The organism is Pseudomonas sp. PS02290 (assembly GCF_029960075.1).
Taxonomy (GTDB): Bacteria; Pseudomonadota; Gammaproteobacteria; order Pseudomonadales; family Pseudomonadaceae; genus Aquipseudomonas.
In genome coordinates, this window is record NZ_JASCOY010000002.1 from 39,769 (window position 1) to 53,376 (window position 13,608).

The 13,608-nt window shown below is 57.8% G+C and carries 16 protein-coding genes; 13 read left to right on the forward strand and 3 right to left on the reverse strand.

All coding sequences use genetic code 11. The features are described 5' to 3' along the window. Nucleotides 1-176 precede the first annotated feature (176 nt). The 7 genes from QMX88_RS01650 (at nt 177) to QMX88_RS01680 (ending at nt 3,168) form a co-directional block, all read left to right on the forward strand. Nucleotides 177-401: a hypothetical protein gene (locus tag QMX88_RS01650; RefSeq protein ID WP_282365613.1), complete on the forward strand. Its 225-nt coding sequence runs from the start codon at nt 177-179 to the stop codon at nt 399-401. Then, a complete protein-coding gene (locus tag QMX88_RS01655) occupies nt 398-679 on the forward strand; it encodes a hypothetical protein (RefSeq protein ID WP_282365615.1) in 282 nt (93 codons plus the stop codon). The genes QMX88_RS01650 and QMX88_RS01655 overlap by 4 nt, the downstream gene beginning before the upstream one ends. Continuing rightward, nucleotides 676-981, forward strand: coding sequence for a hypothetical protein (locus QMX88_RS01660; protein WP_282365617.1), 306 nt, complete (start codon nt 676-678; stop codon nt 979-981). Before QMX88_RS01655 ends, QMX88_RS01660 begins: the two co-directional genes overlap by 4 nt. Before the next feature lie 47 nt (nt 982-1,028). Continuing rightward, nucleotides 1,029-1,301, forward strand: coding sequence for a hypothetical protein (locus QMX88_RS01665; RefSeq protein WP_282365620.1), 273 nt, complete (start codon nt 1,029-1,031; stop codon nt 1,299-1,301). After that, complete coding sequence (locus QMX88_RS01670; RefSeq protein ID WP_282365622.1) at nt 1,294-1,515, forward strand: hypothetical protein; 222 nt, start codon at nt 1,294-1,296, stop codon at nt 1,513-1,515. Before QMX88_RS01665 ends, QMX88_RS01670 begins: the two co-directional genes overlap by 8 nt. A 624-nt stretch (nt 1,516-2,139) precedes the next feature. Then, on the forward strand, nt 2,140-2,760 hold the full coding sequence (locus QMX88_RS01675; protein WP_282365624.1) for a hypothetical protein: 621 nt from the start codon (nt 2,140-2,142) through the stop codon (nt 2,758-2,760). Nucleotides 2,761-2,793: 33 nt separating this feature from the next. Continuing rightward, on the forward strand, nt 2,794-3,168 hold the full coding sequence (locus QMX88_RS01680; RefSeq protein WP_282365626.1) for a hypothetical protein: 375 nt from the start codon (nt 2,794-2,796) through the stop codon (nt 3,166-3,168). A gap of 566 nt (nt 3,169-3,734) precedes the next feature. On the opposite strand, the gene QMX88_RS01685 is transcribed toward QMX88_RS01680, so the two are convergent. The 3 genes from QMX88_RS01685 to QMX88_RS01690 form a co-directional block, all read right to left on the reverse strand. After that, nucleotides 3,735-4,514: a DUF3800 domain-containing protein gene (locus tag QMX88_RS01685; protein ID WP_282365628.1), complete on the reverse strand. Its 780-nt coding sequence runs from the start codon at nt 4,512-4,514 to the stop codon at nt 3,735-3,737. 523 nt (nt 4,515-5,037) lie between these two features. Then, nucleotides 5,038-5,280, reverse strand: coding sequence for a helix-turn-helix transcriptional regulator (locus tag QMX88_RS29445; protein WP_336620210.1), 243 nt, complete (start codon nt 5,278-5,280; stop codon nt 5,038-5,040). 198 nt (nt 5,281-5,478) lie between these two features. Further along, entirely contained in the window at nt 5,479-6,189 is a 711-nt protein-coding gene (locus tag QMX88_RS01690) for a DUF4145 domain-containing protein (protein ID WP_282365630.1), read from the reverse strand. Between the two features lie 591 nt (nt 6,190-6,780). Between QMX88_RS01690 and QMX88_RS01695 the strand changes: the two genes are divergently transcribed. The 6 genes from QMX88_RS01695 to QMX88_RS01720 all read left to right on the forward strand — a co-directional run bounded on the left by QMX88_RS01695 (nt 6,781) and on the right by QMX88_RS01720 (nt 13,608). After that, nucleotides 6,781-8,499: a hypothetical protein gene (locus tag QMX88_RS01695; RefSeq protein WP_282365633.1), complete on the forward strand. Its 1,719-nt coding sequence runs from the start codon at nt 6,781-6,783 to the stop codon at nt 8,497-8,499. A gap of 212 nt (nt 8,500-8,711) precedes the next feature. Then, nucleotides 8,712-10,904: a hypothetical protein gene (locus QMX88_RS01700; RefSeq protein ID WP_282365637.1), complete on the forward strand. Its 2,193-nt coding sequence runs from the start codon at nt 8,712-8,714 to the stop codon at nt 10,902-10,904. 34 nt (nt 10,905-10,938) lie between these two features. Next, on the forward strand, nt 10,939-11,160 hold the full coding sequence (locus QMX88_RS01705; protein ID WP_282365639.1) for a hypothetical protein: 222 nt from the start codon (nt 10,939-10,941) through the stop codon (nt 11,158-11,160). A 544-nt stretch (nt 11,161-11,704) separates the two neighbouring features. Further along, complete coding sequence (locus QMX88_RS01710; RefSeq protein WP_282365641.1) at nt 11,705-11,905, forward strand: hypothetical protein; 201 nt, start codon at nt 11,705-11,707, stop codon at nt 11,903-11,905. Nucleotides 11,906-11,907: 2 nt separating this feature from the next. Continuing rightward, the gene (locus QMX88_RS01715) at nt 11,908-12,414 is read left to right on the forward strand and encodes a type II toxin-antitoxin system YhaV family toxin (RefSeq protein WP_282365643.1); all 507 of its coding nucleotides are present in this window, start codon (nt 11,908-11,910) and stop codon (nt 12,412-12,414) included. 678 nt (nt 12,415-13,092) lie between these two features. After that, nucleotides 13,093-13,608 (forward strand): hypothetical protein, encoded by a 516-nt coding sequence (locus QMX88_RS01720; RefSeq protein ID WP_282365645.1) that lies wholly within the window; start codon nt 13,093-13,095, stop codon nt 13,606-13,608.

Here is a 13,608-nt window from a genome sequence, read left to right on the forward strand (position 1 = left end):
TCAGCAAAAGGAGCTCGACCAATGACCGCCCTGAATCCGTCCAGAATCCGCGCAATTGCTCATCGCCGCATGGCTCTGAGCGCCCTCCGCGCAAACTCGTCCCTGTCCGTCCGTTTGAAACGTTTCAACCATCACATGTCCATCGTCCGCTCGCTTGAAAGCGTTGGAGGTGCGGCATGATTATCCCATTCCCAAAAGCAACAACCCCAGCCGTCGACGCGCCGCTCGGCCTTGCCGACGTTCACGAGACGCTGGTCATGCTGAGCCTTTCGCTGGCGCTGATGGCCTCGCCGAAACTGCCGATCGATCGTGCGCGCACTGCCGCCAAGCACGCCCAGAAGGTGGCCGAGGCTTACGCTGATGTTGTCGCAGCGCTGATGGAACAGGGAGGTGTGCAATGAGCGCCAAGCCACGCATTACCCCGGCCGAGGCTCTGTACCAACTAAAAGCCACCAACGAAGTTAATTGCCTGACCATGAAACGTGCTTGCGACTTCATGACGGCGGTCGGCCGGTTGATGGAGGCTTTTGCGAACGATGAAGTATCTGACGAGGTGTTCACCCCCAATATCATCGCCGGGCTCGGTACTGGGCTGCAGATAACATCGCAGTACTGCTGGGAAGAGGCTGAAAAAGCTGAGCAGCGGGTTAACCGTATGTTCCCAGGGGGTGAAGCATGAGCCGTTCACTGTTTGAGATCGCCTACGGCGCCCTTGATGACCTGTATGAGGTTCAGAACGCTTTCAACCAGATGAACGCTTTGTTCGACCTACTCGCCGAGAAGTCCCCAAAAGACAGTCTCGCCGATGCTACGGCCCAGCTTGGCATCATCGTTATGGAAGAGTGGTCCACGAAGGTGGCGCAGTGGGCCGAGCGCCTGGACAACGAACTTGATGGTTTTCCATCTGAGGCCAAGGCGTACCGCGACAAGCATCTGCGTCGTGAAGTGTTGCGTGTCGGAAGTGCGAAATTACCGACTTAAGTACGGTCATCCCATCTTTAAGCAGTAGTCCGAAAGAGGTTTAAACCATGAAATTCGAAAACGGCGCACTTGCGCCGGCGGGTTCGGCTTGCCTGAAAAAAGCAATGACGCTGTTCTTTGTTAGTCATCCGAAGTGCGCAAAGCCACTCCTCGGGCCGTTCCTGACCGCCGCTGATGCCGAATGCGGCCGGCAGGTGATGCGCAGCGATGGCGCCACCGTGACGTCGAGCCAGGCCGAGCTCGACCACTTCACCAAATGGCACGCCGAGAACAACGGCGCAGTTGTCCGGGTGTTCGCTGAGGGCGTCAGAAATGGGTGACGTGATCAGCTTTGACGATGCGGCCGGGATCATCCGTGACGACCGTCCGGCGCATATCGACGAATACAGTTTCGTGCTGCTGGTGATTGTCTTCAACGACATAACCGCGCTGCGGGACAGCGAGCCGGATAAAGCCCGCGCCGCCCAGCTACGCAAGACCGCGACCAAGCTCAATGCGGTACTGGCGCGTTTTGAGCCGGACGGCGCGGCATGAACGGCCTATTCCTCCATCCCAGTGATCGAGCTTTCTAAATGAGCAAGAGGAGCCGCCTACCGTTTGATCAGGTTGGAGGGGTCGTCGCTATCCAGCGCCGAATGCTGTCCTCTCCGGCCTATCTCGGCTTGTCAGCCCAAGCGAAGGTGCTCATGACGCTCATGCAGAGGCACTGGACGCCCGCAGGGCCGGTTGGGTTTGGTGTGCGGCAGGCTCAAGCCGAGATCCCGTGCTCGAGGACCGTCGCGCTCCGGATCTTCGATGAGCTGGCGGAGGGGGGATTTATCGTGATGGTCGACGAAAGCCTCTTCTGTTCCAGGGCTCAGTCCAAAACCCGGACCTGGCGACTCACTTGGCTACCGTGCTGGAACCACAGAGCGCCGACTAACGACTGGGAGCGATCCCGAATTTCGATTTCTACCGGTCCATAAATGGTACCTGTGACCATGCCACAGGTACTAAATATGGACCATATGAGCCATCAAACGTATCCACAGGTACCATTTTTAGTACCTGTGGAGGGGGTTTTCAGATGCCACAGGTACCAAATATGGACCACTCCTACTTAAACCATACCCACACCCTTTCCATACGCCTGCTCAAACGAGCCCAGGGAGTCGGCAAATGATCCCGAAACTCGTCAGCGACCTGCATGCGATCGCAGCAAAACCTGATTCCAGCCCGGGCACCATGTTGATCGTCACTCGACGCACCTGCCGCATCCTGCTTTCGATCCGCGACGACATCTGGCATGAGCGGAAGGCTTTCCAGCGCAAAGCCGAGAAGCTTCGCAAAGACCTGCCTTATTCGATCCTCGACATGGAAGTGCTGCAGGATCAAGCCTCAGCACACCGCCGCGAGGAGTGCGATTACATATCGGCACGGCTCGCGCAGTTCGGCCGGTTGATGACGGCCGACGGGGGCGGGATCGCCGCCGCGCTTGGCTTTGATCGTCTGTGCGACGTTCTCAATGTGAATCCTGTTCATCGAGCCGAGGCGCGCACTGAGGGCGTGACATTGCGCGGGGTGATCTTCGAGGCTCGCGTTGAGGACAGTGCTGACGTGAAGAACCTCGGATGGTGCGACGGCGGCCCGCTCTGCCAAGCATTCTTCGCTGCTTACATGGAGGAAGTCCGCGCCAACAGTCGCGCAGAGCGCGCAGAAGCTGCCGAGCCGGCTGACGCGCCGTTTAATTTTGACCGGCCTGTGTCGGTGTTTGCCGCCGCCTCTGTAATGGTCCACTGACCCACCACCGCTCACTACCAGCAGGAGTTCACCATGAAGCCGCAGAACCAGCCAGAAGTCGGTAAGCCGTTATCCCTCTCAGACCTTTCACCCGAACTGAAGGCGGCGGTGTTGATCAGCACCATCAAACCTTATTCGATGCTCGGCGAGCAGGCCGTCATCGAGGACGTGAAGCATCAGATCGGGCTTGTCCTGGCCGGCGACCTCTCGCGTCCACAGGCCATGCTTGCCGGCCACGCCGAAGCGTTGGATGCGCTGTTCTACAGCCTGCTGTCGCAAGCACAGAGAGCAACAGAGCCCGAATCACTGGCGGCACTGATCGGCTCAGCAGTGAAGGCGCAGGAGGGGTGCCGGTCGGCGGTAGAGGGACTGGCGACGCTCAAGCGATTCGTCCACCCCGGTCCGTAGCAGCCTTCTTTGCAGGTTTCCCCATCCTTGGTTGGGGGTTTTCCACAACCTGCCTGGGACGCATCTCGGACAGCTCCCGCGCCACGAAACGCCATCGACGCAAATCGTGGCGCGTGACATTGAGGCGTGATGATTTAAATGTGAGTCAGGATCACTTTTAGCCGTAAAAGTCCGATGTAACAGCCCGTGTAACAGGGAATTGCGGTAGGCCACTTGGTTCGGCGTAAATCGTCCGACCGGTGGCGTACGGCGCGGTAGCTCGATGGGATGACTAGCAGAGCTGTCAGACACACACGGGGATGACCAGCTGGGGATTAGGCCGGGCGATTGGCAGCGGAAGCTGACCATCCTGGCAGCCCAGAATGCTTCGCAGCGTTTCTGTGTGGCCAAAAAATGCGCGGCATTCTATAGATGTCTTAGCAAATGGGGTATACGTAGGCACACAGATTTGCTTTAATAATTCGGCAGGCAAGCGTGAGGTTTGTAGAGGTTGCTGGTAACAGTGACAGCCCGAAAAGGGTGGGATCCTCGAACTCAGGGCCTGCTTTTTTTTGCCTAAAATTCAGTCATCCCTTCGCCAGAGCGCAAACGCGGTCAATAGTTTGCCTGTCTCCGCACCAGAATTTCAGCCCGTATCCGTCGTGACGCCCCTTGTGCTTATAGACCGTCTTCGAGAGGAGTTGGAGATACTTTTCTTCGACATCGCCGTACAGGTTTGGGTTAACGGACTGATACACGCTCGAAGCGACAATATCGGCCAGCTGAAGCCCTGCCAGTTGGTCATGGTTAACCGCCCTGACCATATTTTCGTCGATCACATCCCAGTCAATTTTGATCTCCTGGGCACCAGGCTTGTGATGAAGTTGGCCTATGTAGCCGCATAAATCCTTGTAGGACATTGCCGACCTATTCGAATAGATCAACTCCACGCGACCATCTCCTTGACCTTTGATGGCATGGTCTCGGCAAAGCCAGGAAACGCGCTCTAGGAGCAATCGGCTGGCGTATCTGTATAGCGAGTACGGCTGGCTTTGAAAGTTCTCTGGGGACTTAATCGACGGCTTATGAATCAAGATACTCACAGTCCGCACTGGAAGCTCGCCAGTTATACGAGCAGCTGGGGTTCTCTGCTCATGCTTCAGCTTGCAGAAATGAATCGGCTTTTTAGGCTCGTAACGGATAGCTTCACGCGTTCTCTTGGCGGCATCCACCAAGAGCATGTCCTTGTCTTTTCTGACCACCAGCGCAGATAAAATTAACCAGCGTGAAGATCCGCTTCCGTCGGGCTTGAACGTGAATCCCTCATCCCCTGACTCATCGATGTACGCAACAAAACTAGAAGTCATGGATGTCCTTGACGTAAGAGCAAGGCGTCCAGCCTTCCTCGCGTTCCATATCAGCACCACCCTCGCGTGAGTTCTCACGTTGCTGATGCGCAAGTTTTGGTCTAATGCCTTCTGATAACTGGGATAAACCGGTAGTGGTTTAACCGAACATTAGCCGCCATCTGATGTTACCCAAAGCCCAGGTATGAGGGAAGGCAGCGCCTCGGCCCCGACGAATTTTGAACCTCAGCGCCACGCACTTAGGGCAAGGATTGGACGACAATCGCCCTGGCTTCCACTGTGTAGAAACCCACACACTGTGGCGTTTTCTACACACTCGGGCTTTGTACCGAGAAAATCGGAACGACTCCCGATTGCCACTACCCCGATCCGGGGTAGTGGGCATAAGACCAACCAAAACCGACTCGGCCGGCCATCCGTCTGAGCTGAATACTCAGCCCAGCGATGTGAGCAGATCTGCTCACATCTCGGCATACCTCGGGCAGCTGCAAAATACTATGCGTCTGGGGGAGATGGCAGAAGATTATCCGGTGGTGAGTGTCGGCGGCGTCTGGCGTTTCCGGCCGGGCCGTCTAGGAGCATGCAAGCCGCTCTCACATTCCTGCAGGAATTGCCGAACGGTGCTCACCCGCCAGCAAACCCGACTGCCTTGCATGAACGATGGTGGGAGCCAAGCCGCGCCCGCTTGCCTGGCGCTCCTGATCGCTGACTCAGAACGACCGAGCATCAGTGCAAGCTCAGGGATGTGGATAATCTCCGGTTCCATATGAAGCTCCTAACGCTTACTGGACTTGCCGCATTTCTGACTGGTCAGTTGCGCCCTGTGAGGCGCGTCAAGCGCGTCGGGCAGGTGCAAAAACCTATGAAATTATTACCCCCTCGAAGTGGGATTATCCACTTCGAGATGCCGGCAAACTTTCCGGCATCTCCTGCCGGGGTGGTATCACGCTGTTCCGGGGCGTGATCATTGAAGGTTAGTGGCCAGAAAGCGCTCGACGTCATCAATCATGCCCTTGACGTCACTGGGATTGAATTTGCCCGTATCACCGTGCGCGGCCGCGTTTCGAATGCCCGCCATAGCAGTGATGCGCTTCTGCTGAATGGAGTTGTATGCGCCAGCTTTGGTGAGGTCTGCATTCATCTTGTCCAGCTTGCCGTGTTCGATGCCTCGATCGGTGCAGAGGTTGCGGACATTCGTTTCTAGTACCACACCCGCGATGACTGCGGCTGCGGACGCATACCCTGCAGATAGAAGTTCAGCGGCCTGCTCAAGCTCACTTCCGAATACCTCGGCGTGGACTAGGTCTCGAAGGGTGTTGAGATAACCACCTTCAAAATCGTCTTTCACTGCCAGAAACACCGCGCGCAGTTGGATGAGCGCTTCGTAGTTTGTGCCCATCACCACGTGCCTTGCTGCGTGGAAACTCCTCAACTGATGAGAGGATTCCCCGCAAACTGCTATCAGTAGGGTTTTAGCCTTTATCTGCCAATTCAACAACGCATTCTGATCAACATAAAACCCGGCGGAGCCGGTGAGTTGGCTAACCGAGGTTGTTTTAGACGATGCGATCTGCTCAAGCTGCTGTTCTAGTTCGTTAAACCGCTTGGTGAAAAGCTTTGTCATCGTGAACTCCTTTTCCATCTGACTTTCGGCGGCCTGATACTGCGCCGCCATTGCGGGAATCCGCAATGTTTAACCTGTATCAGCAACTCATTTCCGTGATTTCAGTCCGAGTCGTGGCAGCAGCAATTCGGACGTTAGCCGTTCTCTAGGCATCTGTTGCCCAGATGGTCATGCAGAGGGCGCAAGCACCAAATGCAGGGTTTATCCGGTAGGGCCCGCGACGGATACGAACCGTCTACATCCGCGGCACGAAACGAGCACGAACCATGCTGAATCGCTGACTAAGCGTGCTACCAGGAGTGCGCTTGGCACGTGTGAGAGTCCGGATTTCTGTTCACTGAACGGATATGGCGAACTTGCCGAAAGAATGGTGGAGTCGACTGATTTTGGTAGTTTCGTGGCACAGCCTCATAACCCAGCAGAAGCCCAGCCGGTTGGCTGTGGGGTTTGCGAGCAAGTCCTAAATGGGTCAGAGCTCGAATCGCACACTTCTGGATCTCAAATCCGAAACTGCTACGAACGTAGCGTTTTCCGCCATGGTTAGCCCGGGGCGTCGCCGGTCGAATTTATGTGTTGTATGGCGTGACCGAGTCACAAACGCTGAGGGTCAAGACGACGTCTACCCAACGCGGAGTGCCTCAGATGGCGAGCATCAATGATTACGATCCTGACCTGGCTGGTGACACCGTCACCGCCACGGGTAAGAAGAAGCAAACCTCATTCGACCAGGCAAACCTGCCAGCACAATATCAGCAGTCGACGGCGACGCCAGCTGCCGGGGCGCCTGGTGGCCCGGTGGGGCGCGCAGCAATGCAACTGCCTGCCACATCTGTCACTGCGGACGCACCTGTTTCCGCTCAAAGCCTTGAGAGCTTGCGGCCAACAGGCATCGGAGATGGACGCAGCGCGATCTATGCCGGCGTGGGTGCAAACGGAGAGGCGTCATTTAGCAACCTCGGCTCAACGCTCAATACAGCGTCCAAGAACTTCACCGCACCCAACCAGCCTGCAGATCAGCGGCTCTCCTCAATGCCAGGATTCGCAGCAGCAGGAAGCCCTGAACAGCAGCCCCCCCAACGATTCCCCTCGTCGCTGTCCGACCTCAGCCCTGGCGGTCCCTCCACAGCGAGCGCCGCACAGCCCCCTCAGCGCCCAGCGTCGCTCGCTGACGCGATGCCGGGCTACGCGCAATCCAGCGTCGCCCAATCGCCCACACCGCAGCCGCAGGCTAATCTGACCGACGCCTGGCGCAGTGGGGCGTCGTCGGGCCCAGGCTTCGCCGCACTTGGTTCGTCAGCAAATATGGGCGACGGTGTTGGCACATTCAGCCAATCTAACCAGGGCGATGCGCAGCTGGCCCTGACCCGCTTCCAACGGGCGAATGACCTGCGGGCGGGCTACCGCGCAGAGGACAAGGTCGATTTGGCAAATACCCGAGCGGCTCAGGGCGCTACGATCGGGATCGTACGTGACAGCAGCAAGCCGCTGACCCGAGCCGATGTTGCAGAAGCGCAGCTCGGCCAGCAGCAGCAAGCAGGCCTTGAACGCAACGCTATAGGCGCCCAACGATCACTGGAGAATTTGCGCGCGGGGCAGGTCCAGGCCGGGGCAACGCGTCAGAACCAACGTTTGGAAGATGCGTGGACGGCTTCGACAGGCCCCGGCGCAACCGATGCGCAGCGGCAGGCTTACCGATCCATGATTGATCCATTCAACAAGCAAGGGCTCGCCCAGCAGCTCACTCAGGCGGACATCGCGCACACCCAAGCATCCACTGCCAAGCTCACCAACGAAGCTAACCCGACGGGCGCCCCGAAGCTCACCGAGGGCCAATCCAAGGACTACAACTACTACGAGCGGGGCAATGCGGCAAATGGTGAGCTGGCCAGCAACGGCATGGCGCTTACGAGTGCTGCGACCGGTGACCGAGGCACTTGGCGGGGAATCACCGATTCCTTGATCCGCGGCTTGCCAGGCGGCGTAGGAAATTCTTCCTTGGCAAACTCGCTTGTATCAAGTGAGAGGCAAAGAGCCGAACAATCAGGGAGCGAATACCTCAATGCCCTGCTTCGCAAGGACAGCGGCGCGGCGTTGACGCAAGAAGAAAAGGATATTTACGGGAAAACCTATCTGCCTCAGTCAGGCGATTCACCGGAGGTTATCAAGCAGAAGGAAGCTGCTCGCACGCGGTCGCTGCAAAGCATCCGAGGCGGCCTCGGCAATGTCGCCAACATCACCAGCCCCGTCAACCAAGGTGGCGCGCCGGCAGGCAGAGCTGGCCCGGCGGTCGGTACCGTGATGCAAGGCCATGTATTCCAAGGCGGCGATCCCGCTAACCCTGCAAGCTGGAGGAGGCAATAATGGCCGGCCCATGGGAGATGTATCAAACCGGTCCGTTGTCGGCGCCAACCGCTGAGGAAGCCCCTCCGGCAGATGGGCCGTGGAGCCAGTTCCAGCCACAAGCGACGCAAGCGCAGCCTGAGGCCCAAAACCAACCCTCCCCTCAGACCACTCCAGAATCACCCGCGCCGGAGATAAGCGCCTTTGGTGCGGTCCAGAACGGGCTGGAAGACATGCTTCTATTCGGTGGCAAAGACGAGCTCTTTGCCGGGCTGGATGCCGCTGTCCAGCCAGTGTTCGGCACTGGCAATGGTGGCGAGACCTTCTCCGACCGGTACGACAAGAACCTCGTCGACCAGCGAGCGTACATCAAGGCTTCAGAGGATCAGCACCCGGTGCTGAACACGTTGGGGGGAGTTGCCGGGGCGGTCGCACCAGCGCTTCTCTCAGGCGGTGGGTCGTTGTTGGGCAACGGCGCCCGGGCCACATTGGCGACGACTTCTGCAAAAAGCGCTGCCATAGGCGCTGCTCAGGGAGGCGCCTATGGCTTCGGATCGGCGGACGGTGATGTCTCGGATCGTCTGTCTGAGGCGGGCACCGGCGCGTTGCTGGGAGGCGTAATCGGCGGCGCAGCACCTGCGGTGGTCGGAGCGCTGTCAGGTGCGGTTAGGAAAGCAACTCCTGAACGCTTTCTGCCTGGCTCTGGCGCTCAACGAGTGATCGAAGGGCCGGAGTCTGCGTCCGGCCGCGTAAGTGATTTTGCGGTAGACCCTCAAGGCGGCGCCCGGCTCAGTGTCAACGGGAGCGGGGCTGAGCCGGATTTGCGTGGTACCGCGAAGTCAGTTGTTGATGCTGCCATGGCACCCGCGCGCGGCGCTGATGTGGCGCTGGCTGATCTGGCTGCGACCATCCGGCCGCAACAATCGATCATGGATGCTGCCGAGCGCTTAGGGGTAGATGGGCTAACGCCCGGCCAGATATCCGGAAATCAGACATACAGGGACATTGAGGGGGCGCTTGCGGCTAGCCCTGGCAATGACCTTGGAGCTCAGCGTGCCGCGGTGCTGGGCAAACTGTCCCAGCGCGCTGATGAGCTGATCACCGAATTCGGTGGTAACACTGACAAAGCTGCCTTCTCGGACCAATTCAAGCGCAATGCGATGCAAACCGTTGACGGCCTCAAAGGCCAGGCAGACGACCTTTATGGTTACATCGGAAAGCAGATTCCAAGAACAACACAGACCCCTGCCTACAACACGATCGCATTTCTGGACGGAAAGATCGCCGACCTGGGCGGGGCGCCGCTGCTCAATGCGAATGAGCGTAAAGCGCTCAGTATTCTTGCTCCGAAAGTTCGAACAGAGCCCAATCCGCTGATCCCAGGAACTGTGCAGAGAATTGTGACGCACCCGACCTACAGTGCGATTGACCTCGTTCGAAAGCAGATCGGGCAGGGCTACAGCCGCAGCGGCCCCTTCAAAGACATGCAGCAAGGCCAACTGGACGCGCTGTACAGCACGCTCACCCGCGACCAGGAAGCGCTGGTAAATGCGGTGAGCCCTGACCTTGGAGCAATCTACCAAGGTGCGAAGTCGCTCGTTGCGCAACGGAAGACACTCGAAAGCGGCCTGCAGACGGTTCTCGGCAAGGATCTTTCGGGCTCGATCGCCACCAGCCTTGGTTCCTCGGTGAAGCAACTGGGCGTGGGCAACTTCAAAAACTTCGACAACATCATTGCCCGCATCCCTCAGGCTGATAGGCAGTCTGCGATCGCGACTGCGTTGAACGACGCATTTACGGCGAAATCGGGACAACGACAGCTTTCACCGACGGGATTCGCAGATTGGTGGGGTGGGGTTACGCGCCATGGCGCTGCCCGGAGCAGGTTCGAGAAACATCTCCCAGAGGACGCTATCAAGCGCCTGGACGATATCGCCACAGTCGCGAGAGGTATCAGCGACGCGTCCAAACAAACCAGGCACACCGGAATCTCTCGTAATGCGCTGGATGACTATTTGGGAGAAGGTGGCGTGATCAGCCGGATATGGGGAATCGCCAAGCCAGCAGTGGCTGCGGAAGGCGTAGGTTCTGCCGTAGGTGTCCCAGGGCTTGGTGCAACCATTGCTGTCGTTGCGGGTATGCGTAAAAACGCCGTGCCGATTCAGCAGAAAGCAGCTGATCTGCTTGCATCGCCGCAGCTGGGAAATCTGCTGAAGTCCTACGCGGCCGCGGGTGGCCAGCTCAAGGCGAACGTGCTGGCCCGCGAGAAACAATTGGTCCGAACACAGGCGTACCGGTCATGGGAAAAAGCGTTGGGCAACTCAGCGCGCGCGCGCATCGCAACGGTCGGTCCGCTGGTCTATCTGACCGAGCAAGTGCGCAAGCCTGGACCGATTGAGCTGCCTCCTACCCACGTCAACCGGTAACCCTTATCATGGTGCCCTACGCATAGGGGGCACCATGCAAAAGGTCCGCATTCGCTTCGCCTACAAGCAGGGATTTCGCAGGGTGTTCTTCCTACTCGCAGCGCTTTGGCTCGGCTTTGGGATATTCATCGGTTGGAATGACGCGGATTTCTGGGGTGAATTGATCAAGATCGGTATCGCCCCGCTTGTCGTCCTCTACCTGTTCGGCATGGTCTGCGTCTGGATCGTCGAGGGTTTTGCCAAGCCAGATCGATAGTCTTCATCCCTCCTACTCAAGACGACTCACTCCCGGCCGATGTAAGTGATAACCATCATTTACGCGCCAAGGGTCAGGTCGTGAGATACATCCCTCTTCTTTGCCAGTCCTGACGACTATCGCTTCTGTGGCTGGGACGCTCACCATCATTCCCGACAGTACAGTTCGATGGGGTTCAGCGGCAGCGCGAAGCCCGAGCCAAGCTCCAAGCTCGGATCGCTGCAGGAGTCGGGCGACCTCCGCCGGTGATCATCATCAAGCAGGCTCCTCAATATCAGCCGCCCCCCTGGACAAACCGCATGAGTTGCTATTGATGATTTGAACCTTCGCAATGCTTGGGTGCCGTACAGATTGCTACGCAACACAGCGCAGAAAAAGTTTTCACCGGGGTTAGTGCCCTCCGAGCGTCAGCAGCGCCCGGCGGACCTTGCTCAAATACGATCAATCGATATAATCACTATGTCACTTGCGATCGCTTGTAGTCACACGAACACAACCCTGCTACCACGCTCAGGGAATTGCTCTCAATTGAGGCACCTCACACATGTCAAAGACCAACGTCGTATCGTTCGCTGAGAAGAAAGCTGAATTCGATTGTGAAGCAGCGTTTCTGGATCACCTCGACGCCGACATCAAGAACCATCCTGATTCGGTCAAACCTCTCTCTCGATCACTGATTGGCCGAATCAATGGCCTTAGGGCGAAGGCCGAGATGAACCGTCGTCGCGAGCTGCTTGAGGGCTGATAGTGTCTGAAAGCACTATTCACGTTGAAAACGGGTGGGCTTTATATGCTCACCCGTTTTTCGTTCAGCGCCTCGAGGAACTGACCTCCGAAGTCGAGCGAGCACTCGATAGAGATCCTGAAGGGTTTCATCACCATCCATCGTTCAAGCTTTTAGAGGCCATTGCTCAAAACATCTTCGTGAACGTTCCAAGCAACCCGGACAGCCCATCGTTCCGCCAGGGCAAGACTCTGGGGAAAACCCGCGGCTACTGGCGGCGCGTGAAGAAGCAGGGAATGAACCCTCGCTATCGTCTATTTTTCCAGTTCAGGTCTGAGGCTCCCAAGACGATCATTTACGTTTGGATTAATGACCAAGACAGCATCAGGAAGGCTGGTAGTAAAACCGACGTGTACTCGGTATTTGCGGCCAAGCTGGAGAAGGGAATCATTCCTGAGTCATTTGCAGATCTTCTTGCAGCTTGCCATCCATTAGACAAAGACAAGTGGCAAGGCGGAGCTGAGGAGTAGCAGCAGGTCTTAACCTTGAGGAAAGTATGTCCCGAGATCCGACCTGCTTCCCATGGTAGTCCAAGCACATGCGCTGGGAAATCGTATGAGATTTCCACGGGCGCCCCCGTCGACGGCCGCACTTTCGATGTAACGTTACAACACGCCTTAAGTGGTCTACCTGCCGATCTCTCGCCTGCTCACGATAGCGTCAGTCCGCCTGCCCTTTGCAAATCATCGCGTTCCTGATGACAGGTCAGTCCGAGTGCAAGAGGAGCGCCAGCCGAAGCAACTGAACGCCGACGACTGCTACCACAGGGACGCCAGTGAGAACTTTCGAGTTCCTCCCCCAGCAGAAGCAGGCACACTTTCTACAGTCACATAAATTCGGTCACGTCTAGATCACCCGAGATGGCCGACCATGCATGCTCTCACCTCTGATTTATCCTCAGTTGTCATTCCGCGCAGACCTATTCGCACGACTATCTGCGCCGGCGCCACCCTGGTTACCTTTGATGACGTCACGCGCCCAGCGATGATGTGGGCGGCCCTCAGAGGCTTGAAGTGGCAGACGGTGAAGATGCGCCGGCACCGCGGCGAGAGCTGGACTGAGGCACTGACGCCTGAACTCCGGCGAACCACCTTCATGACCGGCTGGAGCATGCACGGCATCGGCGCGCCCGCCAGGCGCAGGTCGGCATGACCAAGAGGGAAGCTCCGGACTGGGAAGCGATCGAGCGAGCGTATCGTGCTGGCGCTGGATCGCTGCGCGCACTCGCTCAGGCGCACGGCACCAAAGAGGGAACCATCCGCAGTCGGGCCAAGACTCAAGGCTGGCAGCGCGACCTCACGGAGCAAGTGCGCGCGGCCACCCGCCAAAAGATTTCACGCACCACTTCACGCACCGATCGATCAGAGCCGGATCTGCGTGAAGATGCTCAGGTGGTGGCTGATGTCTCGGACAAACGCGCGGGTGTCGTCGTCGCTCAGATTGCTAGATTGGAGGTCTGGGAGCAGATCGCCGGGCGGCTCAGACAGTCACTGGTCAATACCGAGGTAACGACCGGCAACCAGGCGGAGTTTTCCCGCTCGCTGAACGCAGGCGTCGACGCTGAGCTCAAGCTGATCAAGGCCGAGCGCCAGGCGTACGGTATCGACGAATCAAACGGCGAAGAACCGTACGAAGATCGGCTGGCGCGATTGCTGGCGGACTGA

What these genes read in the sequence shown, in the direction of transcription:
- QMX88_RS01690 (WP_282365630.1), bottom strand. Translation starts at nt 6,189, where the DNA reads ATGGCGGCGCAGTATCAGGCCGCCGAAAGTCAGATGGAAAAGGAGTTC.
- QMX88_RS29445 (WP_336620210.1), bottom strand. Translation starts at nt 5,280, where the DNA reads ATGGAACCGGAGATTATCCACATCCCTGAGCTTGCACTGATGCTCGGT.
- QMX88_RS01705 (WP_282365639.1), top strand. Translation starts at nt 10,939, where the DNA reads ATGCAAAAGGTCCGCATTCGCTTCGCCTACAAGCAGGGATTTCGCAGG.
- QMX88_RS01695 (WP_282365633.1), top strand. Translation starts at nt 6,781, where the DNA reads ATGGCGAGCATCAATGATTACGATCCTGACCTGGCTGGTGACACCGTC.
- QMX88_RS01675 (WP_282365624.1), top strand. Translation starts at nt 2,140, where the DNA reads ATGATCCCGAAACTCGTCAGCGACCTGCATGCGATCGCAGCAAAACCT.
- QMX88_RS01660 (WP_282365617.1), top strand. Translation starts at nt 676, where the DNA reads ATGAGCCGTTCACTGTTTGAGATCGCCTACGGCGCCCTTGATGACCTG.
- QMX88_RS01710 (WP_282365641.1), top strand. Translation starts at nt 11,705, where the DNA reads ATGTCAAAGACCAACGTCGTATCGTTCGCTGAGAAGAAAGCTGAATTC.
- QMX88_RS01655 (WP_282365615.1), top strand. Translation starts at nt 398, where the DNA reads ATGAGCGCCAAGCCACGCATTACCCCGGCCGAGGCTCTGTACCAACTA.
- QMX88_RS01650 (WP_282365613.1), top strand. Translation starts at nt 177, where the DNA reads ATGATTATCCCATTCCCAAAAGCAACAACCCCAGCCGTCGACGCGCCG.
- QMX88_RS01685 (WP_282365628.1), bottom strand. Translation starts at nt 4,514, where the DNA reads ATGACTTCTAGTTTTGTTGCGTACATCGATGAGTCAGGGGATGAGGGA.
- QMX88_RS01680 (WP_282365626.1), top strand. Translation starts at nt 2,794, where the DNA reads ATGAAGCCGCAGAACCAGCCAGAAGTCGGTAAGCCGTTATCCCTCTCA.
- QMX88_RS01700 (WP_282365637.1), top strand. Translation starts at nt 8,712, where the DNA reads ATGCTTCTATTCGGTGGCAAAGACGAGCTCTTTGCCGGGCTGGATGCC.
- QMX88_RS01665 (WP_282365620.1), top strand. Translation starts at nt 1,029, where the DNA reads ATGAAATTCGAAAACGGCGCACTTGCGCCGGCGGGTTCGGCTTGCCTG.
- QMX88_RS01720 (WP_282365645.1), top strand. Translation starts at nt 13,093, where the DNA reads ATGACCAAGAGGGAAGCTCCGGACTGGGAAGCGATCGAGCGAGCGTAT.
- QMX88_RS01670 (WP_282365622.1), top strand. Translation starts at nt 1,294, where the DNA reads ATGGGTGACGTGATCAGCTTTGACGATGCGGCCGGGATCATCCGTGAC.